The organism is Pseudohongiella sp. O18 (assembly GCF_021729085.1).
Taxonomy (GTDB): domain Bacteria; phylum Pseudomonadota; class Gammaproteobacteria; order Pseudomonadales; family Pseudohongiellaceae; genus Pseudohongiella.
In genome coordinates this window covers 104,525-128,711 of sequence record NZ_JAJSAR010000003.1, presented here as the reverse complement: position 1 = coordinate 128,711, position 24,187 = coordinate 104,525, and the positions used below count along the sequence as shown (strand labels likewise).

The following is a 24,187-nucleotide window of genomic DNA, read 5'->3' as shown; positions in this document are numbered from 1 at the left end:
GGCATTTATTCAGAAGTGACCGGCAACCGTCACATAATCAAAACCAACCGACAGAATATGACGCATATGACCGACCTTAATGATGATCTGAACCCTACCGAAACCGAAGAATGGCTTGACGCCCTTGGCGCAGTGATTGAGCACGAAGGCTCCAATCGGGCACACTTTCTTCTCAATCGTCTGACCGATAAAGTATCTCGAGTCACCCAGACTCTGCCCTATGCTTCGGTTACCACGCCGTATCGCAATACCATCTCGTCCAAAGACGAAGACCGTATGCCTGGCGACATGTTCATGGAGCGTCAGATCCGCGGCATCATCCGCTGGAACGCGCTGGTGACGGTAATGCGCGCCAACCAGGACAATTCCGATCTGGGTGGCCACATTTCCACTTTCTCCTCATCGGCGACACTGTACGATGTAGGTTTCAACTATTTCTTCCGCGGTCCAACCGAGAATCAGGGCGGCGATCTGATTTACTTCCAGGGACACTCCGCGCCGGGTATCTACGCGCGATCCTACCTGGAAGGCCGTATCACCGAAGAGCAGCTGGACAAGTTCCGTCAGGAAGTGGACGGCAATGGTCTGTCTTCCTACCCGCACCCCTGGCTGATGCCTGATTACTGGCAGTTCCCGACCGTTTCCATGGGTCTGGGGCCGCTGCAGGCAATTTATCAGGCTCACGTCATGAAGTACCTGTCGGCGCGTGGTCTGCTGGAACACGAAGACCGCAAAGTCTGGGCATACCTTGGCGACGGTGAGATGGATGAGCCGGAATCACTCGGCGCGATCAGCAAAGCCGGTCGAGAAGGCCTGGACAATCTGATTTTTGTCATTAACTGTAACCTGCAGCGACTGGATGGCCCGGTGCGCGGTAATGGCAAGATCATCCAGGAACTGGAAGGTGTATTCCGCGGTGCCGGCTGGAATGTCATCAAGGTAGTCTGGGGTCGTCACTGGGACGCACTGCTGGCTGCCGATAAAGACGGTATTCTGCAGGCGCGCATGGACGAAGTCTGCGACGGTGAGTATCAGAACTACTGGGGGCGTGGTGGTGCCTACACGCGTGAGCACTTCTTCGGCAAGAGCCCCGAACTGCTGAAAATGGTTGAGCACCTGTCCGATGACGACATCATGGCGCTGAACCGTGGCGGCCATGACCCGTTCAAAGTGTATGCGGCGTACAAGCAGGCCGTAGAAACCAAGGGCAAGCCCACCGTGATTCTGGCCAAGACCGTCAAGGGTTACGCCTTTGGTTCGGCTGCAGAAGCGCAGAATGCCGCCCACCAGACCAAGAAGCTGGACATTGAATCGCTCAAGCGCTTCCGCGACCGTTTCAATATTCCGATTCCTGATGACAAGCTGAAGGATCTGCCTTACTACCGACCTGAGGAAGACTCGCTGGAGCTGCGCTACATGCGCAAAATGCGGGACGCACTCGGCGGAGCAGTGCCGCAGCGCCGGGCGCAGAGCTACGCGCTGCCGGTGCCGGATATCAGCGCATTCGACGCTCAGCTGAAAGGCACTGGTGAACGTGAAATCTCCACCACCATGGCCTTCGTGCGCATGTTGAACACACTGTGCAAAGACAAGGAAATCGGCAAGCGAATTGTACCGATCGTGCCTGACGAAGCTCGTACATTCGGTATGGAAGGCATGTTTCGTCAGCTGGGTATCTACTCCGCCGTGGGGCAGCTTTACGATCCCGCCGACTCCAATCAGGTCATGTACTACCGCGAAGACAAGAGCGGTCAGATGCTTGAAGAGGGCATTAGCGAAGCCGGTGCATTCTCCACATGGCTGGCGGCCGCCACATCTTACAGCGTCAATGATTACCCATTGATTCCGTTTTACATCTACTACTCCATGTTCGGTTTCCAGCGTATTGGCGACCTGGCCTGGGCAGCTGGTGATTCGCAGGCGCGTGGTTTCCTGATCGGTGCCACCGCTGGCCGGACAACATTGAACGGTGAAGGTCTTCAGCACCAGGACGGACATAGCCATCTGCTGGCTTCCACGATTCCGAACTGCGTGACCTACGATCCGACTTACGCCTATGAAATGGCCGTGATCATTCAGGACGGTCTGCGCCGGATGTACCACGAAAAAGAGTCCGTGTATTACTACATCACCAGCATGAACGAGAACTATGTTCATCCGGAGATGCCCAAAGGTGCCGAAGAAGGCATCATCAAGGGTATGTACGTGCTGGAGGACAGCAAGGCGAAAGAATACAAAGTCAGTGGCAAGGCCCTGACCGACAAGCCATTGCGCCTGATCGGCAGTGGCACAATTCTGCGCGAAGTACGTGAAGCTGCAGCAGTGCTGCGCAGCACCTACAAAGTGCCGGTCGAGGTATGGAGCGTCACCAGTTTCAATGAGCTGCGGCGCGATGGTATCGACGTCACACGCTGGAACATGCTGCACCCTGGCAAAAAGGCTAAAGTGCCTTATGTCACCAAATGTCTGCAGGACGGACAGGGTCCAGTGATTGCTGCCACCGACTACATGCGCATTTACGCTGACCAGATTCGCGAATACGTGCCGGCATCTTACCGGGTGCTGGGTACTGACGGATTTGGCCGCAGTGATACGCGTCAGAATCTGCGAAGGTTCTTCGAGGTGGATCGTAACTACATCGTGCTGGCAGCACTGACAGAGCTGGGCAAAGAGAATCTTGTCAGCGCCGACGTGATCAGCAAAGCCATCAAGGAAATGGGCATCGATACCGACAAGCCCAACCCGATGACGGTGTAATGGTCAGAAACAATAAGAATCTGAATTGAACCTAACGTTCAGGAGCATGCCAAGTGGCTGTAGAAAGTATAAAAGTCCCCGACCTGGGGGACACCAAAGACGTAGAAGTTATCGAGATACTCGTCAAGGCAGGGGACACAGTCGCGGAGAACGATTCGCTGCTGGTGCTTGAGAGTGACAAGGCAGCGATGGAGATACCGTCGCCGAAATCGGGTGTCATCAAGAGTATCACTGTGAAAGTTGGCGACCAGGTCAATGAGGGCGATGAAATCGTCACCATGGACGTCGAGGGTTCCGCCGATTCTGATGACAAAGGTGCTGAGGCTGACAAGGCTGAAGCTGCCAAGTCAAAAGATGAGTCCGGGAAATCCGAAGCCGCTGACAGTTCAGAAACCGCCGACGATAATGAGCCGGCTGATGAATCTGGAGGCAGTGACAAGCGCGTCGAGACAATCAAGGTGCCTGACATTGGTGGTGACAGCGATGTTGAAGTCATCGAGATCCACGTCAAGGAAGGCGATGAGATTCAGAAAGAAGACGCTCTGATCACGCTTGAGTCCGACAAGGCTGCCATGGATGTTCCGGCACCACAGGGTGGCGTTGTTAAATCGCTGAAGCTGAAGGTCGGTGACAAAGTTTCCGAAGGCTCCGCAATTCTGGAGCTGGAAATTGCAGGCGTTGCGCCGGCAAAGAAAGCCGAAAAGGCGGATGCCGACAAGCAGGACAAGAAGTCAGAGAGCAAATCGTCTTCAGAGCCGGTGAGCCAGCCGTCCAGCCCAAGTGGGTCGGGTGACAAGAGTCTGGCTCGCAAACAGGCGGAGTTCGCTGAAGAAGTAGCCAGCCGCAACGACGGTAAGGTTTATGCTGGCCCGGCGGTAAGAAAGCTGGCCCGAGAACTGGGAGTGGATCTGACCCAGGTGCAGGGCACCGGCGCTAAAGGTCGTATCCAGAAAGAAGATATCCACTCATTCGTCAAAGCACGCCTGAGCGCTCCCGCGTCTGCCAGCATGTCTGGTGGTGGTGCTGGCATTCCCGCGGTACCGGATATCGATTTCAGTCAGTTTGGCGAAGTTGAAGAAGTGCCAATGAGCAAGCTGCACAAGGTCACGGCGGTCAATATGCACCGCAACTGGCTGAATGTTCCTGCCGTTGCACAATTCAATGAAGCCGACGTCACTGAGCTGGAAGAATTCCGCAATGCCCAGCGCAAGGAATCTGACAAGCGTGGTGTCAAATTGACGCCGCTGCCCTTCCTGCTGAAGGCCTGTGCCAAAGTATTGGACGAATACAAGCAGTTCAATGTGTCGCTGCATTCCTCTGGTGAAAAACTGATTCAGAAGAAGTACATCCACATCGGTGTGGCTGTTGCCACCGAAGCCGGTCTGGTAGTGCCAGTGCTGCGCGATGTTGACAAGAAGTCGATCTGGCAATTGTCGGCTGAGTTGGCTGAGCTGACTGACAAGGCCAAGCAGCGCCGTCTGACCAAAGAAGACATGCAGGGTGCCTGCTTCACCATTTCAAGCCTTGGCGCATTGGGTGGTACGGGATTCACACCGATTGTGAATGCACCGGAAGTAGCAATTCTGGGTGTATCAAAAACCCAGGTCAAGCCAGTGTACATCAACAATGAATTCGTACCGCGCCAGATGCTGCCGTTCTCACTGTGTTACGACCACAGGGCGGTCAATGGTCTGGATGCGGGCCTGTTCGCAACGCGTCTGGCAGAACTGTTGTCAGATATTCGCCTTTTGATGATGTAAGACGGTAACTGCCAGAAAACAAAAAAGGGGCCTTCAGGCCCCTTTTTTTGATTGGGAGCGGCGCCCGTGGCCCCGTTCCCATCGACTCTATAGCAATCAGTCGTCACGACCTGCGTGCTCGCGTGCGATTCTCAGGTTAGCTTCAGTGCTGCCGGAGATACCAGCATCGCCCCAGTAGCCCACAGTGGGGAACAGGAAGCCCTGATCCAGTCGTGCCTGAATGTCGCTGGCATTGGTTGTGATGCCACATGGCACGTTATGCTGTATGCAAAGCTCTACGACAGAGTCAATCGCTGCCTGGACTTCCGGGTGACTGCTGGGCAGGCCCATGGACATGGACAGGTCAGCCGGTCCAACAAAGACCGCACCAACGCCAGGTGTGGTAATGATGTCTTCAGCGTTTTCTACGCCTGCGACTGATTCGATCTGCATGACAGCCAGCAATTCGCCCTGTGGGTTCAGTGGCCAGGTGTCAGCGCGCTGTACGTAGTCAGCTGCACCCCAGTACCATGAGGCAACACCCGGAGAGGAACCACGAACACCCGCTGGTTCCGCAATCTCAGAGCCGCGTGGCTGCGGATAGCGCATTGCCTTGACCGCACGCAGTGCCTCTTCACCGGTCTCGACGTAGGGGAACATGATGCCAAACGCGCCGATATCCAGGATCTGTTTTACCAGCCACTCTGGATCATTGCGACCATTCGCAGGCAGTCGAACGATTGGCGTCGTCCGCATTTGTGCATTGCCCTGACGGACGATCGAGAGTTTATCCGTCATGCCAAGCAGAAACTCCTGCAGAGTCTCCATGTCATGTGCCGTGTGCTCCATGTCGATAAGGATATAGTCGAGGTTGGAGCGTGCCAGTGCGCGCGCATTGGCCAGTGAAAAATTACCAGTGAACAGGCCGAAAACCGGTTCTCCGTTTTCCAGTGTCTGAATGCTGCGATTAAGTCGCACATCATCCTGGGCGAGTACTGGCGTTGCGGCCAGTCCAGCGACTGTCAGCACGGAAAAAAGCGCGGAGAGACATGTCTTTCTCATTGTTGGGTTCCTTGAATGTTACAGCTGTAAAGGTTTGTAATATTTTGAAATAACAACAATTTCTGTTGAATCGGCAGGAGAGTAAACCACACTGAGCGTTTAATCAATCATTCGCTGCAATTGGCTGGCTGGCGCCGGGACACAGTATCAGGCAGGGAAAAACAGACGCCGCTCAGGCGTGACAATCATGTCGACACGACACTCAAATGCGTCAGACAGAGTGGTGCTGTCGAGGACTGACGCTGTATCGCCAAATCGATACCCCCCTTTGCCATTGAGTAGCAGTACATGAGTACAAAATCGGGCCGCCAGGTTGATATCGTGGGTGGCCATGATCAGCGCGGTGTTATCCTGTGATACTCGCTCGCACAGCAGATTCAATGCCTGAATCTGGAATGCGATATCGAGGTGATTGCTGGGCTCGTCCAGCATGAATACCCTCGGTTGTTGTGCCAGCACGGCAGCGATCGCAACACGCTGGCGCTCGCCACCGGAGAGCGTGTGAATGTCGCGTGTCGCCAACGAGCTAAGATTCAGCAGTTTGAGTGACTGCTGCACAATGTCGTGATCCTGCCGTGACTCCCAATGCCATTGCCGGGCATGTGGCAGACGCCCCAGCATAACCACTTCATAGACTGTCGCTGGCATCGGTTCCGCCTCGTGCTGAAACAGCATGCCGCAAAGCCGCGCGGTCTGCTGACCAGACAGTTCCCTGAGGTCAAGGCCCTCGAAACTGACTGCCCCTGCAGTGACTGGCTGGAGTCCACACAGTGTGTGTAGAAGCGTGGTCTTGCCGGTACCGTTCTTGCCAAGAATTGCCAGTCTCTCGCCGGCATTCAATGACAGTGAGACTGGTTCGCAGAGAATGCCGCCAGGCGAGCAAAGTGACAGTTCTGATACAGTGAGCAGCGGACTTTTCATGATGTCTCCCGTCGGTAGCCCCGGTGCAGAATGACCAGAAACAGAGGAACACCTATCAAGGCTGTCAGAACACCTACCGGCAACTGCTGGGGCGCCACTATGGTGCGAGCCAGCGTATCAGCAAGCACCAGGAAGCTGCCGCCCAGGAACAGCGAGCCAGGGATCAGCCAGCGATGATCTCTGGCTCCAAGCAGACGCAGCATGTGTGGCACAACCAGGCCGACGAATCCGACAGAACCAGCCACAGTCACCGCAGTGGCTGTCATTAGCGCTGCCGAAAAATAAAGTATCAATTTTAGTCGAGCGACATTGACGCCAAGTGCTGCCGCAGAAAGGTCGCCGCGTGACAGAGCGTTCAGGTGCCGTGCCTGACTAAGCAGTATCGCCAGGCCACCGATCAGTATCAACAGGTGCCACAGGTTCGGGCGGCTCTGACTAAGATCTCCCATCAGCCAGAACAGCATGCTCTGTACGGTATTGGCCGTGCTCGTGGTCAACAGTATGTTGATCAACGCGCCCCATCCGGCTGATACCACAACACCGGTCAGCAGCAGCCGGGTTGATGACCAGTGCCGACTGCGGGCAGCCAGACCAAATACCAGCAGCACGGAAAACATGGCGCCAGCAAAGGCCGCCTGAGTCATCCACAATGCGGCCGCCCCCAGTGTAATCGCTATCAGTGCTCCCACTGCAGCGCCGCCGGACACGCCGAGAATATAGGGGTCGGCCAGCGGGTTGCGCAGCAGGACCTGCATAACGACGCCCGATAAAGCCAGCAGGCCTCCACACAGGAAAGCCGCAAGAGCCCGTGGTATACGTATATCCCAGACGATCAGGCTGCTGGCATTTCCGTCTGGTAGTCGCACCGCCTGCCAGAGTTCTGTCATCGATAGCGTCACACTGCCCGTGCCGACTGCGACCAGCAGACTGACCACGCTTAGCAAGATCAGGGCAGTTATCAGGTACATATGGCGCTTCACGCCTGGAGGAGACATCGGCGTCATGTTTGGTCCGCGCTTTTTTCAAGGGCCAGCACCTGATCCAGTACCGACTGGTTGCGGGGGCAGGGCAGATTCTGTGCGCTTGCCATCTCACAGAGGTAGCCGTTCAATTCACGAATTTCAGTCTGTCTGCCATGCCGAATGTCCTGATGTGTGGATGAGTGATTGCAGGCGGTAATGGTCAGCACCTGTTCGACGGCGCCGTACAGGTCGGCGACAGCAGGCGCCGTGTCGATGCGCACCAGCAATTGCGAAATTTCTGTGCAGAGGCTGTGCAGTTCCGCCAGATAGTCAGGGTTGGACAGCAATTCACCATTGCGACAGTTGTGGATAGCCGTCAGTCCATTAATCGCGCAGTTGATCGCAAACTTGCGCCACAGACGCTCAACAATCTGTTTGTCCGGGTGAATGTTCATTGACTGCCAGGGCAGGGGCAAGCTGTCTCTCGACAGGTAAGACGAGTCCTGGTTTGCCTGCTCCAGTGGCCCCACCCATGCCTCGCCGTGCCCGGCATGCACCACATGAAACGGGGCACGTTGCCAGGCACCGTGGCTGGTACTTAATGCGCACAGATTGCTGTCCGGGTACTGACTCATTATTTGCAGTTGCGTGCGGATGCCGTTCTGCAGCAAGACAATCGGAGCATCCTTCGCAATGGCGTGCCATACGCCTTTCAATGCACTGCAAGTTTCGTGTGCCTTGGTGGCCAATAACAGCCCTTTGATCATGGTGCCGTCGTCGGCCGACTGCTGATCCTTATTTACAGCACCAGGCCCGAGCCTTTCCGCCACTGTCGCCGTGACGGGATAATGCGTCGAGCGACCGTCGACTTCCAGCGTCAGGTAACCTTGAAAATCGGCCAGCGTTTCTTTATTGCGCACAATCATTTGCACGGACCCCGGCCCCAGCGTCTCAAGCAGTCGGCATGCCCATAAACAGCCCATGGCGCCTGCACCCAGGACGTGCCACTGAGGGGCGCTGCTGGTCTGGTCTGATGTGGGGAGGATATGGACTGGCTGCGACATGATGATAGTATAGGCGCCATTGTCGAGATTGTCGTGAGGACAGGGGTTTTTATGCCATCGTTTGATGTTGTATCTGAAGTGGATCTGCCGGAAGTACGCAATGCTGTTGACCAGGCGAGCCGTGAGGTCGGCACGCGCTTCGATTTTAAGGGTGTGGATGCAAGTTTCGAGCTTAAGGAAGCCGAGATCACACTGTCTGCTGAATCAGATTTTCAGGTCCAACAGATGCTGGATATCCTGAAAGGCAAACTGGTAAAGCGCAATGTTGATATCAAAAGCATGCAGGAAGGCGAAATCGTTGAAACCGGCAGAAAGGCCTCCATGCAGGTAACCATTCAGCAGGGGATTGACGCGGATACTGCGCGTAAACTCGTCAAACTGATCAAAGACGAAAAAATGAAAGTCCAGACTGCCATTCAGGGCGACAAGCTTCGAGTGACTGGAAAGAAACGCGACGATCTCCAGGCAGTGATTGCCATGCTGCGGGAAGCGAAGATCGATATTCCACTGCAGTACAATAATTTCCGGGATTAAGTGTTTAGTCGCCAATCCTCAGACGGTCAGGTGACTTCCATGCGGGAGTCCCTGGCCCAGTTGCGCGATCGACGTTTTATCGCGATCTTCCTGCTGGGTTTTTCAAGTGGTTTTCCCTGGGTATTGCATGGCTCGGTATTAACGCTGTGGATGCAAAGCGCTGGACTTTCGCGCTCTGCCATTGGTTACATCGGTGCTGTCGCGACCGTGTACGCCATCAATTGGGCCTGGGCGCCCATGGTCGACAAACTTCGCCTGCCCATTCTTTATCGATATTTTGGCCAACGACGCAGCTGGATATTGCTGACTCAGGCGGCCATCGCCTGCGCCATTCTGGTTCTGAGTACCGGCGATCCGGCGAGCAACCTTTGGCTGATCAGCATCAGCGCACTGGCTGTGGCGCTGTTTTCTGCTACGCAGGACATAGCGGTAGATGCCTATCGAATCAGTATTTTCAAACGCGAAGAAATGGACGAAAAAATGCCATTTGCCGCCGCCGTCACTACTACAGGCTGGTGGGCAGGCTATGGCTTTATCGGCGGGGCGTTTGCGCTGGCGCTGGGCGGAGAAACCATCGGTCTGGAGTGGCCGCAGGTGTATCGCACATTGCTGTTCTTGTACCTTCTGTTAATGGCCTGTGTGGTTCTGATCAGGGAACCCGATGAAGAAGTGGAGGCGTCTGCCAGGACGCTGCAGGCGCCCAGGGCCGCACCCTCAGCCTTGCGAGCACTCATTAACGGGTTTACAACCTACGTGGTGGGGCCGTTCAGGGAGTTCTTTGTTCGATGCGGCTGGAAGCTGGCCCTGTCGATTCTGGTGCTGCTGCTGGTGTTCCGGCTGGGTGATGCCATGCTGGGCCGTATGTCGCTGGTTTTCTATGTCGAGATCGGCTTTACCCGAGATCAGATAGCCTTTTATTCCAAGTTTTTTGGTGGCGTCATGACCGCCCTGTTCTGCCTGGGCGGTGCACTGATCAACACCCGTTATGGTGTCATCAAAGGGCTGATGGTGGGTGGTGCGGCCATGGGGGCCACCAACCTGATGTTTGCCTGGCTGGCGCTGGCCGGTCCAAGTATTCCCATTCTGCTGGCAACCCTGGTGCTGGATAACTTCACTGGCGCCTTTGCCACCGTCGCGTTCATATCATTTATTTCCTATTTCACCAGCCGGACTTACACCGGAACGCAGTACGCCCTGATGTCATCGGTGTCGAACTTTGGGCGCACCACACTGGCAGCCAGCAGTGGCCTGATCGTGGATTCAATGGATGGAAACTGGCCATTGTTCTTTGTGATGACAGCTGCGATGGTGATTCCCGGCCTGTTGATGTTAGGCTGGATAGGCAAGCAGATTGATCAATACAAAGAACGTCAGGATGCCCTGGCCGAAGAGAATGCCTGATGAGAATACCGTTTTTAGCGCTGGTCGTTGTCCCACTCGCCGAGCTTTACCTGCTTTTCGCAGTGGCTGACCTGATCGGCGGGCTGGCGACGCTGGCACTGGTGATACTGACTGCGGCGGTTGGCCTCAGCGTGTTGCGTTATCAGGGCTTCAGTACCCTGAACCGCGCCAATCAGCGTATGGCCGCCGGGCAACTACCGGGTCAGGAGATTGTTGAGGGAATGATGCTGGCGGTCGCTGGTGCGCTGCTGCTGACTCCCGGCCTGATAACGGATACGATTGGGTTTTTGCTGCTGACTCCAGTTGTGCGCAAGCGACTGGCGAAACGCGCGATCAGCAAAGGCAGCGGCTTTTTTGTTGGCGGCTTTACGTCCGGCACCCACTGGCAGTCCGGGCCCTCAAACAGTCGCGGCCAGGGCGACATTATTGATGGTGAGGTTGTGGACCGGGACGCGCCGCCGCGAGACTCGACGCTTGAGCACAACAGCGACGATGAACGCTTTCGCCATTAAAACCCCGATGCAAACCTGCGACTCCGGCCCATAAGCGTTACTCAGAAAAACCCGCAAAAAGTTTAAAAATTTTTTGCCCCAGCCATTGAAATCCTGCCGGTCATCCCCACATACGCTGTCACAAGGTAGTAAGTTTTGCCGGCCTGGCACCGCCAGTCTGGCGATTTTCAACATCGATAATCAATGTTTCAGTCAGGAGAGTACGAATAATGAACATTCGACCTTTGCAAGACCGTGTTGTCGTCCGACGCAAGGAAGAAGAGACCAAGACAGCAGGCGGTATTGTTCTGCCGGGTTCTGCAGCCGAAAAGCCGGCTCAGGGCGAAGTGCTGGCAGTGGGTCCTGGTCGCATTCTGGAAAACGGTGAAAAGCGTCCGGTCGACGTAAAAGTGGGCGATGTCGTGGTCTTTGGCAAGTATGCCAGCAACACCGTAAAGATCGGCGATGAAGAGCTGCTGATCCTCAACGAAAACGAAATTTATGGCGTGATTGAAGGCTAAACACCTGACTCAGAGGTACTCCTGAGTCACTCGCAATCACACTTTGTTTGTATTCTGGATTTAAAAGGAAACATAGAACATGGCTAAAGACGTAAAATTCGGTGATCCAGCCCGTCAGAAACTGCTGAAGGGTGTTAACGTACTGGCAGACGCAGTCAAGGTAACCCTGGGCCCCAAAGGCCGTAATGTGGTGCTGGACAAGTCTTTTGGCGCACCTACCGTAACCAAGGACGGCGTATCTGTAGCTAAGGAAATCGAACTGAAGGACAAGTTCGAGAACATGGGCGCGCAGATGGTGAAAGAAGTCGCTTCCCAGACCTCCGATGTGGCTGGCGATGGTACGACCACTGCAACTGTTCTGGCTCAGGCGATTCTCAACGAAGGCCTGAAGTCTGTCGCCGCTGGCATGAACCCAATGGATCTCAAGCGCGGCATCGACAAGGCTGTAAAAGCTCTGGTTGAGGAAATCGGCAAGATCTCCACGCCCTGCACCGACTCTCGTTCCATCGCTCAGGTTGGCACAATCTCTGCCAACTCTGACTCCGATGTCGGCAAGATCATTGCCGAAGCAATGGAAAAAGTGGGCAAAGAAGGCGTCATCACTGTTGAAGAAGGTTCCGGTTTCGACAACGAACTGGACGTGGTTGAGGGTATGCAGTTCGACCGCGGTTACCTGTCTCCCTACTTCATCAACAACCAGGACAACATGAGTGCGGAGCTGGAAAATCCGTACATCCTGCTGGTTGACAAGAAAATCTCCAACATCCGCGAAATGCTGCCGCTGCTGGAAGGCGTAGCAAAGTCCAGCCGTCCGCTGCTGGTAATTGCTGAAGACGTCGAAGGTGAAGCGCTGGCAACACTGATCGTCAACAACATGCGCGGCATCGTCAAAGTGGCTGCGGCCAAGGCGCCTGGTTTCGGTGACCGCCGTAAGGCCATGCTGGAAGACATTGCTGTGTTGACTGGCGGTACCGTCATCAGCGAAGAAGTGGGTCTGAGCCTGGAGCAGGCTGACCTGTCACATCTGGGCAGCGCCAAGAATGTCACGCTGTCCAAGGAAAACACCACCATCGTTGATGGCGCAGGCGACAAGAAGGCCATCGAAGCGCGTGTGAATCAGATTCGCAAGCAGATCGAAGATACCTCGTCTGACTACGACAAGGAAAAGCTGCAGGAGCGCGTGGCCAAGCTGGCTGGCGGTGTTGCGGTCATCCGTGTTGGCGCCGGCACTGAAATGGAAATGAAAGAGAAGAAGGCTCGCGTGGAAGACGCGCTGCACTCAACTCGTGCTGCGGTAGAAGAGGGTGTTGTTCCTGGCGGTGGTGTCGCACTGGTTCGTGCGCTGCAGGCCGTTGAAGGCAAGCTGAAAGGCGACAACGAAGATCAGAACGTGGGTATCGCGTTGCTGATGCGTGCTGTTACTGCTCCGCTGCGTCAGATCGTACGCAACGCCGGTGATGAGCCATCAGTTGTTCTCGACAAGGTGAAGTCTGCCACTGGCAACCAGGGCTACAACGCAGCCACCGGCGAGTATGTAGACATGGTTGAAGCGGGCATCATCGACCCGGCCAAAGTGACTCGCAGTGCATTGCAGGCTGCCGGCTCCGTGGCTGGCCTGATGATCACTACTGAGTGCATGATCACTGAAATCCCGGAAGAGAAGCCTGCTGCTGCTCCTGATATGGGCGGCATGGGTGGTATGGGCGGCATGGGCATGATGTAAGCCCGGCTTCCTGAGCCAACAAAAAAGGGCCAGCGCTTTTGCGCTGGCCCTTTTTTTTTGCCTCGTTGAAAAAGGCCCAGAAAGGGCCTTTTCGTTTATGGTTCGCGGGTTCCGTCGATTTCGACAACAACACGACGATCTGGCTGCAGACACTCGATGGTTGCGGCATTGCTGCCCAGACCACGGCAATCAGATGGAGACAGCAGGGATTCGTCGTTCGCTACCCCTCGAGCCGTGATGGTGCCTGCCGGAACACCGCCCTGTACCAGGTATTCGCGTACTGCTTCTGCACGGCGCTGGGACAGTCCAAGGTTATATTCACGGCTACCGATACGGTCTGTATGGCCGACCACAATCGCTGCGTCGTAATCCAGTTCGTTGAGCTGGCGCAGCAGAGCATCAAGCTCCTGACGTCCAGACGGTCTGATAGTTGACTCGTCAAAGTCAAACAGCAGGCTGGCGTCCAGTGTGATGCTTACAGGCTCAGGTGCGGGTTCAGGGGCAGGCTCGGGCCGTGGTGCGGGTGCAGGCGTCGGAGCGACAGGTGCTGGCGCCGGGGCAGCCCGTCCAAAGCGGTAAACCACACCAACAGTCGCCATATGGGCACTGTCGCCAATCATCTGGTTTGAAGGCAGCTTGTAGTAATCCAGCTCTGCGCGTGCGGACAGGGCATCAGTAAAGTCATATTCCAGACCAACGCCGGCCTTGCCCTCGAATTCACGATCGGTTCGGCCGTCAAAGCTGTTGGCAGGTGTAGATGGGAAACGGGAGAATGACTGCGCGACCGCAGTACGTGCCACACCGGCGCGGAGCAAGGCTGTCAGCCTGTCGGTTACCGGCATTTTGGTGACCAGATCGAGCCCGAAACCGTCTACATTGGCTCTGCCTCTCATGTTCTGAGCGGGAGCAAGTCTCGTGTTGAAGTCATAGTCGCCCAGACGAAAATAACTGAATTCGGCAGCGAAGATGTCGTTGATATCGTAGCCCAGCAGAAGTTTGCCGGCGCCGTCCTCATCATCCTTGGTCAGTGACAGTACCTGCCGCCCATTCGCCTGAAAGGTTTCTGAGACCTCTTCGCGAGACAGACGACCATAACTTTCGCCATAACTGCCGCCAATGTAAAAGCCGCTATCCTGAGCCATAGCAAATGAACTTGCCAGCAGCAGGGGGGCTGATACGATAGCAGCAGCGAGTGAGCCTTTAATCGGGTGGAATGGGTGTTTCATGTCTTTGAACTCCCTTGTGGGTTAGAATTCTCAGCTCATTCTTTATTATCAAGACAGTAAAAGCAAGGAATGCCCGCTCAGTAAGTGATTGATATCACAGTTGCCATGGTAGTTTCTGCGGATATGGCTCTCTAAGTCGGCGCGATTGAGAGGATAATGTGTCATGGGCTGGGATCCAGTCGTTCTGTTCTTTATTTTTGGCCTGGTGGCGGGCCTGCTGCGCAGTGAGTTGAAGCTGCCTCCTGCGCTATACGAGACGCTGTCCATCCTTCTTTTATTGGCAATCGGCCTGCACGGTGGCGTGGAGCTGGCCGCTCAGGCCAGTCCCGCCCTGCTTTGGCAGATGCTGGCGGTGTTATTGATGGGCGTGGCCTTGCCACTGATTGCCTTCCCACTTCTGCGCATCCTGCGCTTCGGGCGTATTGATTCTGCAAGTATTGCTGCGCACTACGGCTCTGTCAGCGCCGGTACCTTTGCCGTTGTGGTGGCCTATATGGTCACTGAGGAAGTTTTTTTCGAAAGTTATATGCCGCTGTTTGTAGCCATTCTGGAGATCCCGGCAATCATCGTCGGTATTATTCTGGCAAGAGGGCTTTCAAAACAGACCCACTGGGGCGAACTGGGCAGGGAAATACTGCTCGGTAAGAGCATCATGCTGCTATTGGGTGGTCTGGTTATAGGCGTGCTGGCGGGCAAAGAAGCGGTTGCACCTCTCGAGCCGCTCTATACCAGCATGTTCCCCCCGGTACTGGCGCTGTTCCTGCTGGAGATGGGGCTGATAGCCTCGAGGCAGATGTCAGCGCTGCGCTCCGTTGGTCTGCGCCTGGTGTTTTTCGCGCTGCTGATGCCATGGCTGGGCGCCGGCGTTGGTCTGATGGTAGGCGCAGGAATTGGCCTGTCGATCGGTGGCACGGCAATGCTGGCGACTCTGGGTGCGAGTGCTTCCTATATCGCGGTGCCTGCCGCCATGCGACTGGCCCTGCCTGAGGCCAACCCTTCACTTTCGCTGGCAGCGTCTCTGGGTATCACATTCCCGTTTAATATCCTGATTGGAATCCCTCTTTATCTGCAGGCAGCGCAATGGCTGCTGACTGGAGCATCATCATGAGCGAACACAGTGGCGCTGCAACACGGACATTGGTGACCATCATCTGCGAAGCGGTCCTGGAGTCCAGGCTGCTTAAAGACCTGGACGCGCTGGGGGCGCCCGGCTGGACGATCTCAGAAGCGCGCGGCAGTGGCAGTCGCGGCGTAAGGGCATCGGATTGGGACAACAACAGCAATATCCGGGTGGAGGTTGTCTGTGGTCGACCCGTGGCAGAAAAAATCATGCAGTACATGCAGGTGCACTATTATGCAGACTTTGCCATGATCTGCTTCCTGTCAGACGTGGAAGTGCTGCGATTGCACAAGTTCTGATATATACTACGCGCTTTTTCTTTCTGAGAGGAAATGCCAATGACCGCACCGGCAAAACCTTTGGTGGGTGTCATCATGGGGTCCAAGTCTGACTGGTCGACCATGAGCCATACCGCCCAGATGCTGGAGCAGCTCGGTATCCCCCACGAAGTCAAAGTCGTCTCGGCACACCGTACGCCTGATCTTTTGTTCAGCTACGCGGACACTGCCGCCGAGCGAGGGCTTGAAGTCATTATTGCAGGTGCAGGCGGCGCAGCCCACCTTCCCGGTATGTGTGCGTCAAAAACGCATCTGCCGGTGCTGGGTGTTCCGGTGCAGTCCTCCATGTTGTCTGGAGTAGACTCTCTTCTCTCAATTGTGCAGATGCCAGCGGGCATCGCTGTGGCTACTCTGGCTATCGGTCGCGCCGGTGCAGTCAATGCGGCGCTGCTGGCTGCCAGCATACTGGGTAACAAGTACCCCGAGTACCAGCAGGCACTCAAGGCCTTTCGGGACAATCAGACCCGGACAGTGCTGGACAATCCCGATCCAAGTCAGGCGTAACTGGCACAACGTGACGGTCAACTTATGAAAATAGGCGTGATTGGTGGTGGTCAATTGGGGCGGATGCTGGCTTTGGCAGGCACTCCGCTGGGGATGCAGTTTGTGTTTCTGGATCCAGCGTCGGATGCCTGCGCAGCCGCTCTGGGTTCGCACATCTGTGCAGATTACAACGACTACGATCATCTGCAGCAGCTGGCGCAGCAGGTTGACCTGGTAACCTTCGAGTTTGAGAACGTGCCAGCCGATACAGTTGCCTTTCTGTCGCAACTGGTGCCTGTCTATCCGGGTGCTGAAGCGCTGCGCATCGCACGCGACCGACTGCTGGAAAAGACGCTGTTCAGGCAGCTGGGTATTCCGGTTGCACCCTTCGCCGATATTCACAGCCAGGCTGATCTGGAAGAGGCTGCCAAAACCCTGGGTTTACCTGCGGTCCTGAAAACACGGACACTGGGTTACGATGGCAAGGGGCAACGTGTGCTGCGTCAGCCAGAAGACCTGCAGGGAGCATTCGCGGCACTGGGCTCGGTGCCCTGCATACTGGAAACCTTTGTGCCTTTCAGTGGCGAAGTTTCTCTGGTCGCTGTGCGCGGGCGCGATGGCGAAACCCGCGCCTATCCGCTGGTTCATAATACCCACACCGACGGTATCCTGCGCCTGTCCATCGCCAGTTCCGACCATCCCTTGCAGGCTCAGGCTGAGGACTACGTGAATCGCGTGCTGGAGCATCTGGATTATGTCGGGGTTCTGGCATTTGAATTCTTCGAAATTGATGGCGGGCTAAAAGCCAATGAAATTGCGCCGCGAGTGCATAACAGTGGTCACTGGACTATTGAAGGGGCCGAGTGCAGTCAGTTCGAAAATCATCTGCGGGCGATTACCGGACTGCCATTGGGTGATACCCGTAAAGTAGGCGAAAGTGCCATGATTAACTTCATAGGTGAAGTGCCCGACGCCAGCGCGGTTCTTGCCGAACAGTCATGCCACCTGCATCACTACAACAAGGCGTTTAAGGCCGGTCGCAAGGTCGGACACGCTACCCTTCGTTGCGACAGCATGGACCAGCTCCAGCAGACCCTGCAACGCATGCAACAGATAGTTTGACACCAGTCGCCAGCTGAGCAAGCATTGAGACAGACGCGATGGCCCGGACGCACCGGGCCGCGACAGGAGATGTCTGTATGTTGACCCGCAAGACCGTCAAACGTCGATCACTTCGATCACGCTTCATCAGCTGGTTTCTAAAGCGCAAATTCAAGCCCAAATTGATGGCCGACGGTTTTGACCCGATACGCTTCCGCAAAACTGTTGAGCGCGATATGGGGCAGGGGGGGCCGGCAGACGGTGTCAGCATCCGTGAAGTTGAACAGCCCGGCCTTAAGGGCGAGTGGCATGAGCCCGCTGATGCGGATCCGGCGCGATGCATCCTGTATTGCCATGGAGGCGGTTATCTGTTTGGTACAGCCGCCTCCTACCGTCCATTCACGACGCGACTCGCCAAACAGTCCGGTGCCAGGGTGTTTTCCCTGGACTATCGTCGTGCTCCGGAGGCGCCTTTTCCAGCGGCCGCGGATGATGCCATGGCTGCCTGGCACTACCTGTTGGAAACGTTTCAGCCAGAGCAGATTTATCTGGCGGGCGATTCTGCAGGTGGTGGACTGGTATTGTCACTGCTGCACCAGATACGACAGGCTGGTCTTGCCATGCCCGCGAAAGCTGTGGTGTTGTCCCCTTATGCTGATTTGAAGTGCACGGGAACGTCGCTGGACAGCAATGATCGTAGTTGTGCAATGTTCAGTGGCGACGCGATTCGTCGAGCTGCGGCGGGTTATTTAAATGGCGCTGATCCCAAAGATCCCCGAGCTTCACCGCTGTATGCGGACTACACAGGGTTTCCGCCACTGCGAATTTATCTGAGTGACTCAGAAGTGCTGCGCGATGACGGTATCAGGGTTGCGGAACGAGCCGCGGATGCTGGTGTCAGTGTCGAATTGCACACCTGGCGCGGCCAGCCTCATGTCTGGCCACTTTTTGTTCCAGTAATGCCAGAGGCAAACACCACGCTTCAGGAAATGGCTGATTTCTGCCGGACCTGATTTTTGCTCAGGATTCGCGTAGCACCAGTTCGACACGACGATTGCCAGCCCGACCCTCCGCGCTGGCATTGCTCTGCAGGGGTTGAGTGTCAGCGTAACCAATAGCGCGCATGCGTGATGGATCGATGCCATCACTTTCCAGAAAACGCAGTACAGAAATTGCGCGTGCGCTGGACAGCTCCCAGTTGGATGGGAAGCGGGGAGTGCTGATCGGTATATTGTCGGTGTGGCCTTCTACCGAGATGTCGCCACTGAATGCTTCAAGTACTTCAGTCAATTGGCTGATCAGAATCATACCCTCGTAACGCAGCTCTGCCTCGCCGCTGTCGAATAACAGGTTGTCGGCGATACGCAGGGTCAGTCCTTCTGTGCCAGGTGTCGCGTCGACGCCCTGCAGCGACAAAGCGTTGAGGCTGTCCTGCAGATCACCATAACGTTCCTCGTAATCCTCAATGCTCTGGTCGTTGGTACCGGTGGCGTCAGCATCGGGATTGGTCTCGCCAGAGTTGCCGGCAATTATGGCGTTGTACTCGGGTAAAACACCGATTCCTCCCGTCAAGACGCCGTCAGTGGCCGCCTGGACGCTGGTAATCTGATTCGGGTTAGTAGACGTGCTGCCAGTCACCAGTCCGTCGGCGCCGGGTGCTCCCGAGGTGACCAGGGTCTGGAGGACGGGCTCCTCTTCGGTTTTTGGTTCCGACATTGCCAGCAATAGCACAAAAAAGGCGATCAGCAGCGTCAAGACGTCCAGGTAGCTGAGCATCCAGGAATTATCCTGCTCTGGTGGTGCCCCGTCGTCGCCAACCTGGTCGACGGAATATCGACTCATTTCCATAACACAGTTCCAGTGCCGTCAGGCGTCCGCCCTCCGCTTCATGGGTGGCATGCCCTTGTCGCGAATTTCGTCTTCATAAGTTGCTGCAAAGCCTTTAAGCGTATCTTCGATGAAAGACGGCGGGCGGCGCTTGCTCATCATGGCGACGCCTTCGAGCACCATGTTCATCGCAATCAGGCGTTCCTCGGTTCGACGTTCCAGCTTGACGGCAATCGGCTGAAAAAACACGTTGCCCAGCAAAATACCGTAAAAGGTGGTCAGCAGCGCAACCGCCATCTGCGGACCGATCATGTCCAGGCTGCCTGAATCCATCACCGCCAGCATATTCACCAGCCCTACCAGCGTGCCTATCATGCCGAAGGCGGCAGCGTAGGTGGACATGGTTCGGAAGATATGCGCTTCGGCTTTCTCTCTCGCCTTCACGCGGGCGATCCGCCAGCGCATGGTGTCGATGATTTCCTGCTCGTCAGTATTGGCGATCACCAGCTGTATGCCATTGCGCAGAAAGGGGTTTTTTATCTTGACCAGCGCATCGTCGACATCCTTGATATTGCCTTGAAACCACAGGCGCGATACCTGCACCATCTCTTTGATGTCGTCACGCGTGTAGGTGTTTTCGCGCCGGAATACCAGGCCGACCAGTTTGAATACCCGCAACACCTCTTTCATGGGGTAGCTGATGAATGTCGCCGCCATTGTGCCGGTTATCACGATGGCCAACCCTGGCAGGTTCAAAAAGCTGGTCTCCGACTCAGCAGAAAAGAACAGTACGCTGGTCAGCAGCGCAACGCTGGACAGCATGCCGATGATGGTGGACGGATTCATAACAGGTCCTGGATTGCAGGTTAACTCCTTAAGTATCGGCTGGCGACGGTCAATCTTTAGTGCCAGATCTGCATGTCATTGAACCGTCATGTAAGTTACATCAATTGGTCACCAAAGCTTCATAGCATGGTCGCGAAAAATAAAACCGACAAATTCCCACATGCTTCTGGAGTTTTTTGATGAGCAATTCTCACGCATTCACATACCGCAAGCTTTTGATCGCCATGCTGGCTGTCAGCGGCGCAAGCGGCGCCAACGCACAGTCATCGGGCGAAATGGAAGAGATCCTGGTATTCGGCCAGCGCGCCGCCCAGAACAAAGCGCTGGATGAGTACCGTCGCGCCAACTCGATCACCAACTATATCGCAGCCGATGACATGGGGCAGTTCGTGGACCAGAACGTCGCCGAATCCCTGCAGCGTCTGCCTGGTATCTCTATTACCCGTGATCAGGGCGAGGGACGATTTGTCAGCGTGCGCGGTATTGATGCGGGACTGAGCACGGTCACCATCAATGGCGTGCGTATTGGCACACCGGAAGATGGTTCACGCGCTGTGCCGCTGGATGTGATTCCTACTGGCTCAGTTGATCTGCTGGAAGTCACCAAGGTACCAACTCCGGATATGCCAGGTGATGCCATTGGTGGCGCCGTCAATGTGCGCTCTGCGTCAGCCTTCGATCGTAACGAAAGGCAGATCAGTTATCGCGTACAAGGTTCCTATAACGAGCTGAGCGGTGAGACCTCTCCCAGAGGTCAGCTGGATTTCAGCGACGTGGTCAGCGCCTTTGGTGGCACCGAAAATCTGGGTGTGACCTTCGGCGTCAACTACACTGAACGCAGCATGGAGTCCGATAACATCGAGCCGGAGTACGACTTCCTGGATTTCAATGGCGAAGATGTCTTCTCACTGCTGGAAGTGAATGAGCGTAAGTATGCGCTGACCCGGGAGCGCATCGGCATGAACCTGAACCTGGAGTATCAGGCCAACGACCAGACCCGTCTGTATGCCAATACCGTTTATAGCGAATTTACCGACGCCGAAAGCCGCCAGCGTAATGTCTTTGTGTTTGAAGACGGCACCATCACCTCCTACGATGGTACCAACGTTACCTATGCGGACCTGCCGGAAGACAGCTTCCGCCGCCGTATTCGTTTCCGCACTAAAGACCAGGATACGCTGGCGTTCAATGTGGGCGCTGAACATGCCCTGCGCGCCTGGACGCTGGACTACAATGTCGGCGTCTCAACCACCAAAGAACGCGTGTTGGACGAGAAGGAAGGTCGCTTCGAGAAAACCGGCAGTGAGTTGGATGCGAATGTCGTGATTGGTCAGGGCATCGCGCGCTACACCTTTCTGGAAAACGGCTCGCCTGCCACAGCTTATCTGGATAATGCGATTTACGAGCTCGACCGCGTAGTGGTTGAGCCAATTCTGGTGGACGACGACGAAGTCAACTTCCAGCTCAACATGGAAGTGCCCTATGCCTTTGGTATGGAGTCACTGACATTAAAAGCAGGCCTGGATGGGCGCTACAAGGACAAAAAAACCGACATCAGCGAAATCGAAGAGCGTATTACACCCGATGTGATGCTGTCGCAGTTCACAACCACGGCACCATCCTACGGTCTGGGTAATCTGGGTCAGGGTATTGATGCGGGTGCGTTCATGAGCTACTACGATCAGAACCGCAACCAGTTTGCTGTTCGTCCTCAGGATCGGGATGAAACTCTGGTATTGAATACCGTTAACGATTTTGACGCTGAGGAAGATGTGACAGCCGCCTATCTGATGGGCACCTGGGCGCTGGACCGGCTGCAGATCATCGCGGGCGCGCGTGTCGAGCGCACCAGCTATAGTGCCGACGGCAATCAACTGGTGTTTGATGAAAATGAAAACCTCAGCGTCAATGCACGCTCGGTCTCATCGGACTACAGCAATTTGCTGCCGGGTCTGCACCTGCGTTATGAGCCGCTGGACAATCTGGTGGTTCGTGCGGCGTGGAGCAACACCATTGCGCGGCCCAATTTCAACGATATCTCGCCACGTTCACAGATCAATCGTGAATCACTGGAGATCGACATGGGCAACCCGGATCTGGATCCGTATGAATCCAGCAACCTGGACCTGCTGGCAGACTGGTACTACGGTGGGTCTGGTGTGATCTCTGCGGGTGTCTTTTATAAAGATATCGACGACTACATTGTTGAATTCACTACGCGTAACAGCACAGCATTCAACGGTTATGATGTCACCATGCCGATCAACGGCACCAAAGCATCGGTAACAGGTGTCGAATTCAATGCGCAGCAGGGGCTGGATGTTATCAATGCGCAATTGTCCGGCCTGCTGGTGGGACTTAACCTGACCGTGCTGGATACCGAGTTGAACGTTGCGGAACGTGCTAACGAAAACTTCATGCTGCCGCAGGCCGCAGAACGTTCAGCCAATGCCTATCTTGGATTTGAGAATGAGCGTTTAAGCACTCGTCTGAGTATTACGCATCGTGATGAGTACCTGGAAGAGATAGGTGACGACACTCGCTTCGACATCTACGTGGCGCCGCATACACAAGTGGATCTGACCGCGGCATATCGAATCAGCGACCAGCTTGAAGTAGTCGCGGAGTTGACCAACCTGACCGATGAGCCTTTGGAGCTGTATCAGGGAAGCAAGGCCTATACCTTCCAGTTTGAGGAATACGGCCCGACATTTGCCGTGGGTCTGAAAGGTCGATTCTAAGTACTTCTGGTCCAACGCAATAGCACAAGGCCCGGTTAACACCGGGCCTTTGTGTTTATGCCCCCAATTGAACCCGGCCGGTAATTACATTAATCTGCTGGAATACCGGGTTATTGTTATGAACGGGCTTCCAATCTATGGGTGACATCACACCTGTCCTGCCCTCACACTGCCTTAACTGTGACACTGAGTTGCAGGGGCAGTGGTGCCATCATTGCGGCCAGAAGGCCAGGAGCGAAGTCCGCCATTTTGGATCGGTTTTCACCGATATCCTCGACACTGTCTTTGAGTACGACAATCGCATCTGGCGAACACTGGTGCCCCTGTATTTTAAGCCCGGGCGTCTGACGCGCGACTATATGGCAGGCAAACGAGCTCGTTACGTATTGCCATTTCGGCTGTTCTTTGTCCTGAGTATCGTCAGTTTCCTGGCATTGCAGCTACTGGCATTGCCTGATGAAGTAACAGAACTGAGTGCCCGTGCGAATTATGAAATATTTGCGGAGCTCGAAACCGCAGACGCCGTTATCGCAGAACGTGATCGCTTGATATCAGAAATCCAGCAATCGCTCACTGAGCTGGAAGCCGGTTCGGTTGATGGCGGTGGACTTGCCGGCAACACGCTACGAAGTGCTAGAGACGGTATTGAAACTGCGGCCCGATCGCGGCTTGAAGAGCTTGGAGTCACAACTGAGCCGCCAGCTATTCCGCCGCCCGAGCCGGTGACGCCGCAGGAGCCAGCCGAAACCGGCCTGCCTGATACGACTGGCGAATCAGCAGAGGACAGCTTCCGCAGTGAGCTACAGATCGACTGGTTGCCGCAAAGTGCCAACCAGTGGCTGAATGCCATGGTCGAGCGTGGAGTCGGCAACCTGGAGCAGGTGAATCAGGATCCGGGCCGGTTGATTGATGCCATGTTCAGCCTGTTGCCTATCGTGCTTTTCTGCATGCTGCCCATTTTTGCGCTGTTGCTGAAGTTGTTCTATGTCTTCTCTGGCCGTATGTACATGGAGCATTTTGTGGTGGCTCTGCACAGCCACAGTTTCCTTTTCATGGCGCTGTTGATCGGTCTGCTTCTGAACTGGGTTTCCGGATTGCCGCCGGCTGGCTCGTTTCTGGACGGGGTTCTTTCCACCATCGGAAGGGTGGCTACAGTTTGGGCGCCGCTTTATCTTCTGCTGATGCAAAGGACTGTGTACGGGCAGGGCTGGGATATGACGGTAGCAAAATATCTGGTGATAGGGGTTCTGTACTTCATGCTGCTGGCAATGGCGCTGCTGACAGCGGCCTTGCTGAGTCTGGTCAGCCTTTAGCGAACGCTGTCAGGCTG

The 24,187-nt window shown here is 55.4% G+C and carries 21 protein-coding genes; 14 read left to right on the top strand and 7 right to left on the bottom strand.

Annotation, left to right across the window (positions count from 1 at the left end; all coding sequences use genetic code 11):
- Positions 1-66: 66 nt before the first annotated feature.
- Complete coding sequence (gene aceE / locus LVD14_RS14330; RefSeq protein ID WP_237134805.1) at positions 67-2,757, top strand: pyruvate dehydrogenase (acetyl-transferring), homodimeric type; 2,691 nt, start codon at positions 67-69, stop codon at positions 2,755-2,757.
- Positions 2,758-2,810: 53 nt separating this feature from the next.
- A complete protein-coding gene (gene aceF / locus LVD14_RS14325; RefSeq protein WP_237134804.1) occupies positions 2,811-4,517 on the top strand; it encodes a dihydrolipoyllysine-residue acetyltransferase in 1,707 nt (568 codons plus the stop codon).
- Between the two features lie 96 nt (positions 4,518-4,613).
- On the opposite strand, the gene LVD14_RS14320 is transcribed toward aceF, so the two are convergent.
- The 4 genes from LVD14_RS14320 to LVD14_RS14305 form a co-directional block, all read right to left on the bottom strand.
- Complete coding sequence (locus LVD14_RS14320; RefSeq protein ID WP_237134803.1) at positions 4,614-5,558, bottom strand: HpcH/HpaI aldolase family protein; 945 nt, start codon at positions 5,556-5,558, stop codon at positions 4,614-4,616.
- A gap of 147 nt (positions 5,559-5,705) precedes the next feature.
- Positions 5,706-6,479 (bottom strand): ABC transporter ATP-binding protein, encoded by a 774-nt coding sequence (locus tag LVD14_RS14315; protein ID WP_237134802.1) that lies wholly within the window; start codon positions 6,477-6,479, stop codon positions 5,706-5,708.
- Positions 6,476-7,483, bottom strand: coding sequence for an iron ABC transporter permease (locus LVD14_RS14310; protein ID WP_317622736.1), 1,008 nt, complete (start codon positions 7,481-7,483; stop codon positions 6,476-6,478). Before LVD14_RS14310 ends, LVD14_RS14315 begins: the two co-directional genes overlap by 4 nt.
- Positions 7,480-8,505, bottom strand: a complete 1,026-nt coding sequence (locus LVD14_RS14305; RefSeq protein ID WP_237134801.1) for a 2-dehydropantoate 2-reductase — start codon at positions 8,503-8,505, stop codon at positions 7,480-7,482. Before LVD14_RS14305 ends, LVD14_RS14310 begins: the two co-directional genes overlap by 4 nt.
- Positions 8,506-8,556: 51 nt before the next feature.
- Here LVD14_RS14305 and LVD14_RS14300 point away from each other — a divergent pair, with 51 nt between their 5' ends.
- The 5 genes from LVD14_RS14300 to groL all read left to right on the top strand — a co-directional run bounded on the left by LVD14_RS14300 (position 8,557) and on the right by groL (position 13,175).
- Complete coding sequence (locus LVD14_RS14300; protein ID WP_237134800.1) at positions 8,557-9,039, top strand: YajQ family cyclic di-GMP-binding protein; 483 nt, start codon at positions 8,557-8,559, stop codon at positions 9,037-9,039.
- A 39-nt stretch (positions 9,040-9,078) separates the two neighbouring features.
- Positions 9,079-10,440 carry an AmpG family muropeptide MFS transporter gene (locus LVD14_RS14295; RefSeq protein ID WP_237134799.1) on the top strand — a complete coding sequence of 454 codons (1,362 nt, stop codon included), beginning with the start codon at positions 9,079-9,081 and terminating at the stop codon, positions 10,438-10,440.
- A complete protein-coding gene (locus tag LVD14_RS14290; RefSeq protein WP_237134798.1) occupies positions 10,440-10,952 on the top strand; it encodes an FxsA family protein in 513 nt (170 codons plus the stop codon). The genes LVD14_RS14295 and LVD14_RS14290 overlap by 1 nt, the downstream gene beginning before the upstream one ends.
- Before the next feature lie 209 nt (positions 10,953-11,161).
- Entirely contained in the window at positions 11,162-11,452 is a 291-nt protein-coding gene (locus tag LVD14_RS14285) for a co-chaperone GroES (RefSeq protein WP_237134797.1), read from the top strand.
- A 79-nt stretch (positions 11,453-11,531) separates the two neighbouring features.
- Positions 11,532-13,175: a chaperonin GroEL gene (gene groL / locus LVD14_RS14280; RefSeq protein ID WP_237134796.1), complete on the top strand. Its 1,644-nt coding sequence runs from the start codon at positions 11,532-11,534 to the stop codon at positions 13,173-13,175.
- Between the two features lie 95 nt (positions 13,176-13,270).
- Here the strand turns inward: groL and LVD14_RS14275 are convergent, their stop codons facing one another.
- On the bottom strand, positions 13,271-14,401 hold the full coding sequence (locus LVD14_RS14275; RefSeq protein ID WP_237134795.1) for an OmpA family protein: 1,131 nt from the start codon (positions 14,399-14,401) through the stop codon (positions 13,271-13,273).
- 163 nt (positions 14,402-14,564) lie between these two features.
- Here LVD14_RS14275 and LVD14_RS14270 point away from each other — a divergent pair, with 163 nt between their 5' ends.
- The 5 genes from LVD14_RS14270 to LVD14_RS14250 all read left to right on the top strand — a co-directional run bounded on the left by LVD14_RS14270 (position 14,565) and on the right by LVD14_RS14250 (position 18,456).
- Positions 14,565-15,509, top strand: coding sequence for a sodium-dependent bicarbonate transport family permease (locus LVD14_RS14270; protein WP_237134794.1), 945 nt, complete (start codon positions 14,565-14,567; stop codon positions 15,507-15,509).
- Positions 15,506-15,820: a P-II family nitrogen regulator gene (locus LVD14_RS14265; protein ID WP_237134793.1), complete on the top strand. Its 315-nt coding sequence runs from the start codon at positions 15,506-15,508 to the stop codon at positions 15,818-15,820. The genes LVD14_RS14270 and LVD14_RS14265 overlap by 4 nt, the downstream gene beginning before the upstream one ends.
- A gap of 39 nt (positions 15,821-15,859) precedes the next feature.
- The gene (purE, locus tag LVD14_RS14260; RefSeq protein ID WP_237134792.1) at positions 15,860-16,363 is read left to right on the top strand and encodes a 5-(carboxyamino)imidazole ribonucleotide mutase; all 504 of its coding nucleotides are present in this window, start codon (positions 15,860-15,862) and stop codon (positions 16,361-16,363) included.
- 24 nt (positions 16,364-16,387) lie between these two features.
- Positions 16,388-17,464, top strand: coding sequence for a 5-(carboxyamino)imidazole ribonucleotide synthase (locus LVD14_RS14255; RefSeq protein ID WP_237134791.1), 1,077 nt, complete (start codon positions 16,388-16,390; stop codon positions 17,462-17,464).
- Positions 17,465-17,541: 77 nt separating this feature from the next.
- Positions 17,542-18,456 carry an alpha/beta hydrolase gene (locus LVD14_RS14250; protein WP_237134790.1) on the top strand — a complete coding sequence of 305 codons (915 nt, stop codon included), beginning with the start codon at positions 17,542-17,544 and terminating at the stop codon, positions 18,454-18,456.
- 7 nt (positions 18,457-18,463) lie between these two features.
- Here the strand turns inward: LVD14_RS14250 and LVD14_RS14245 are convergent, their stop codons facing one another.
- Both LVD14_RS14245 and LVD14_RS14240 read right to left on the bottom strand, forming a co-directional pair.
- The gene (locus LVD14_RS14245; protein ID WP_237134789.1) at positions 18,464-19,291 is read right to left on the bottom strand and encodes a flagellar motor protein MotB; all 828 of its coding nucleotides are present in this window, start codon (positions 19,289-19,291) and stop codon (positions 18,464-18,466) included.
- Positions 19,292-19,309: 18 nt separating this feature from the next.
- Positions 19,310-20,116 carry a motility protein A gene (locus LVD14_RS14240; protein ID WP_237134788.1) on the bottom strand — a complete coding sequence of 269 codons (807 nt, stop codon included), beginning with the start codon at positions 20,114-20,116 and terminating at the stop codon, positions 19,310-19,312.
- A 179-nt stretch (positions 20,117-20,295) separates the two neighbouring features.
- Between LVD14_RS14240 and LVD14_RS14235 the strand changes: the two genes are divergently transcribed.
- Positions 20,296-22,857 (top strand): TonB-dependent receptor, encoded by a 2,562-nt coding sequence (locus LVD14_RS14235; RefSeq protein WP_237134787.1) that lies wholly within the window; start codon positions 20,296-20,298, stop codon positions 22,855-22,857.
- A gap of 137 nt (positions 22,858-22,994) precedes the next feature.
- Complete coding sequence (locus LVD14_RS14230) at positions 22,995-24,170, top strand: DUF3667 domain-containing protein (RefSeq protein ID WP_237134786.1); 1,176 nt, start codon at positions 22,995-22,997, stop codon at positions 24,168-24,170.
- The last annotated feature ends 17 nt before the right edge of the window (positions 24,171-24,187 follow it).

Excerpts from the sequence above, each read along its gene's own strand:
- aceE (WP_237134805.1), top strand. The coding sequence starts at position 67 with ATGACCGACCTTAATGATGATCTGAACCCTACCGAAACCGAAGAATGG.
- LVD14_RS14320 (WP_237134803.1), bottom strand. The coding sequence starts at position 5,558 with ATGAGAAAGACATGTCTCTCCGCGCTTTTTTCCGTGCTGACAGTCGCT.
- LVD14_RS14315 (WP_237134802.1), bottom strand. The coding sequence starts at position 6,479 with ATGAAAAGTCCGCTGCTCACTGTATCAGAACTGTCACTTTGCTCGCCT.
- LVD14_RS14310 (WP_317622736.1), bottom strand. The coding sequence starts at position 7,483 with ATGACGCCGATGTCTCCTCCAGGCGTGAAGCGCCATATGTACCTGATA.
- LVD14_RS14305 (WP_237134801.1), bottom strand. The coding sequence starts at position 8,505 with ATGTCGCAGCCAGTCCATATCCTCCCCACATCAGACCAGACCAGCAGC.
- LVD14_RS14300 (WP_237134800.1), top strand. The coding sequence starts at position 8,557 with ATGCCATCGTTTGATGTTGTATCTGAAGTGGATCTGCCGGAAGTACGC.
- LVD14_RS14295 (WP_237134799.1), top strand. The coding sequence starts at position 9,079 with ATGCGGGAGTCCCTGGCCCAGTTGCGCGATCGACGTTTTATCGCGATC.
- LVD14_RS14290 (WP_237134798.1), top strand. The coding sequence starts at position 10,440 with ATGAGAATACCGTTTTTAGCGCTGGTCGTTGTCCCACTCGCCGAGCTT.
- LVD14_RS14285 (WP_237134797.1), top strand. The coding sequence starts at position 11,162 with ATGAACATTCGACCTTTGCAAGACCGTGTTGTCGTCCGACGCAAGGAA.
- groL (WP_237134796.1), top strand. The coding sequence starts at position 11,532 with ATGGCTAAAGACGTAAAATTCGGTGATCCAGCCCGTCAGAAACTGCTG.
- LVD14_RS14275 (WP_237134795.1), bottom strand. The coding sequence starts at position 14,401 with ATGAAACACCCATTCCACCCGATTAAAGGCTCACTCGCTGCTGCTATC.
- LVD14_RS14270 (WP_237134794.1), top strand. The coding sequence starts at position 14,565 with ATGGGCTGGGATCCAGTCGTTCTGTTCTTTATTTTTGGCCTGGTGGCG.
- LVD14_RS14265 (WP_237134793.1), top strand. The coding sequence starts at position 15,506 with ATGAGCGAACACAGTGGCGCTGCAACACGGACATTGGTGACCATCATC.
- purE (WP_237134792.1), top strand. The coding sequence starts at position 15,860 with ATGACCGCACCGGCAAAACCTTTGGTGGGTGTCATCATGGGGTCCAAG.
- LVD14_RS14255 (WP_237134791.1), top strand. The coding sequence starts at position 16,388 with ATGAAAATAGGCGTGATTGGTGGTGGTCAATTGGGGCGGATGCTGGCT.
- LVD14_RS14250 (WP_237134790.1), top strand. The coding sequence starts at position 17,542 with ATGTTGACCCGCAAGACCGTCAAACGTCGATCACTTCGATCACGCTTC.
- LVD14_RS14245 (WP_237134789.1), bottom strand. The coding sequence starts at position 19,291 with ATGGAAATGAGTCGATATTCCGTCGACCAGGTTGGCGACGACGGGGCA.
- LVD14_RS14240 (WP_237134788.1), bottom strand. The coding sequence starts at position 20,116 with ATGAATCCGTCCACCATCATCGGCATGCTGTCCAGCGTTGCGCTGCTG.
- LVD14_RS14235 (WP_237134787.1), top strand. The coding sequence starts at position 20,296 with ATGAGCAATTCTCACGCATTCACATACCGCAAGCTTTTGATCGCCATG.
- LVD14_RS14230 (WP_237134786.1), top strand. The coding sequence starts at position 22,995 with ATGGGTGACATCACACCTGTCCTGCCCTCACACTGCCTTAACTGTGAC.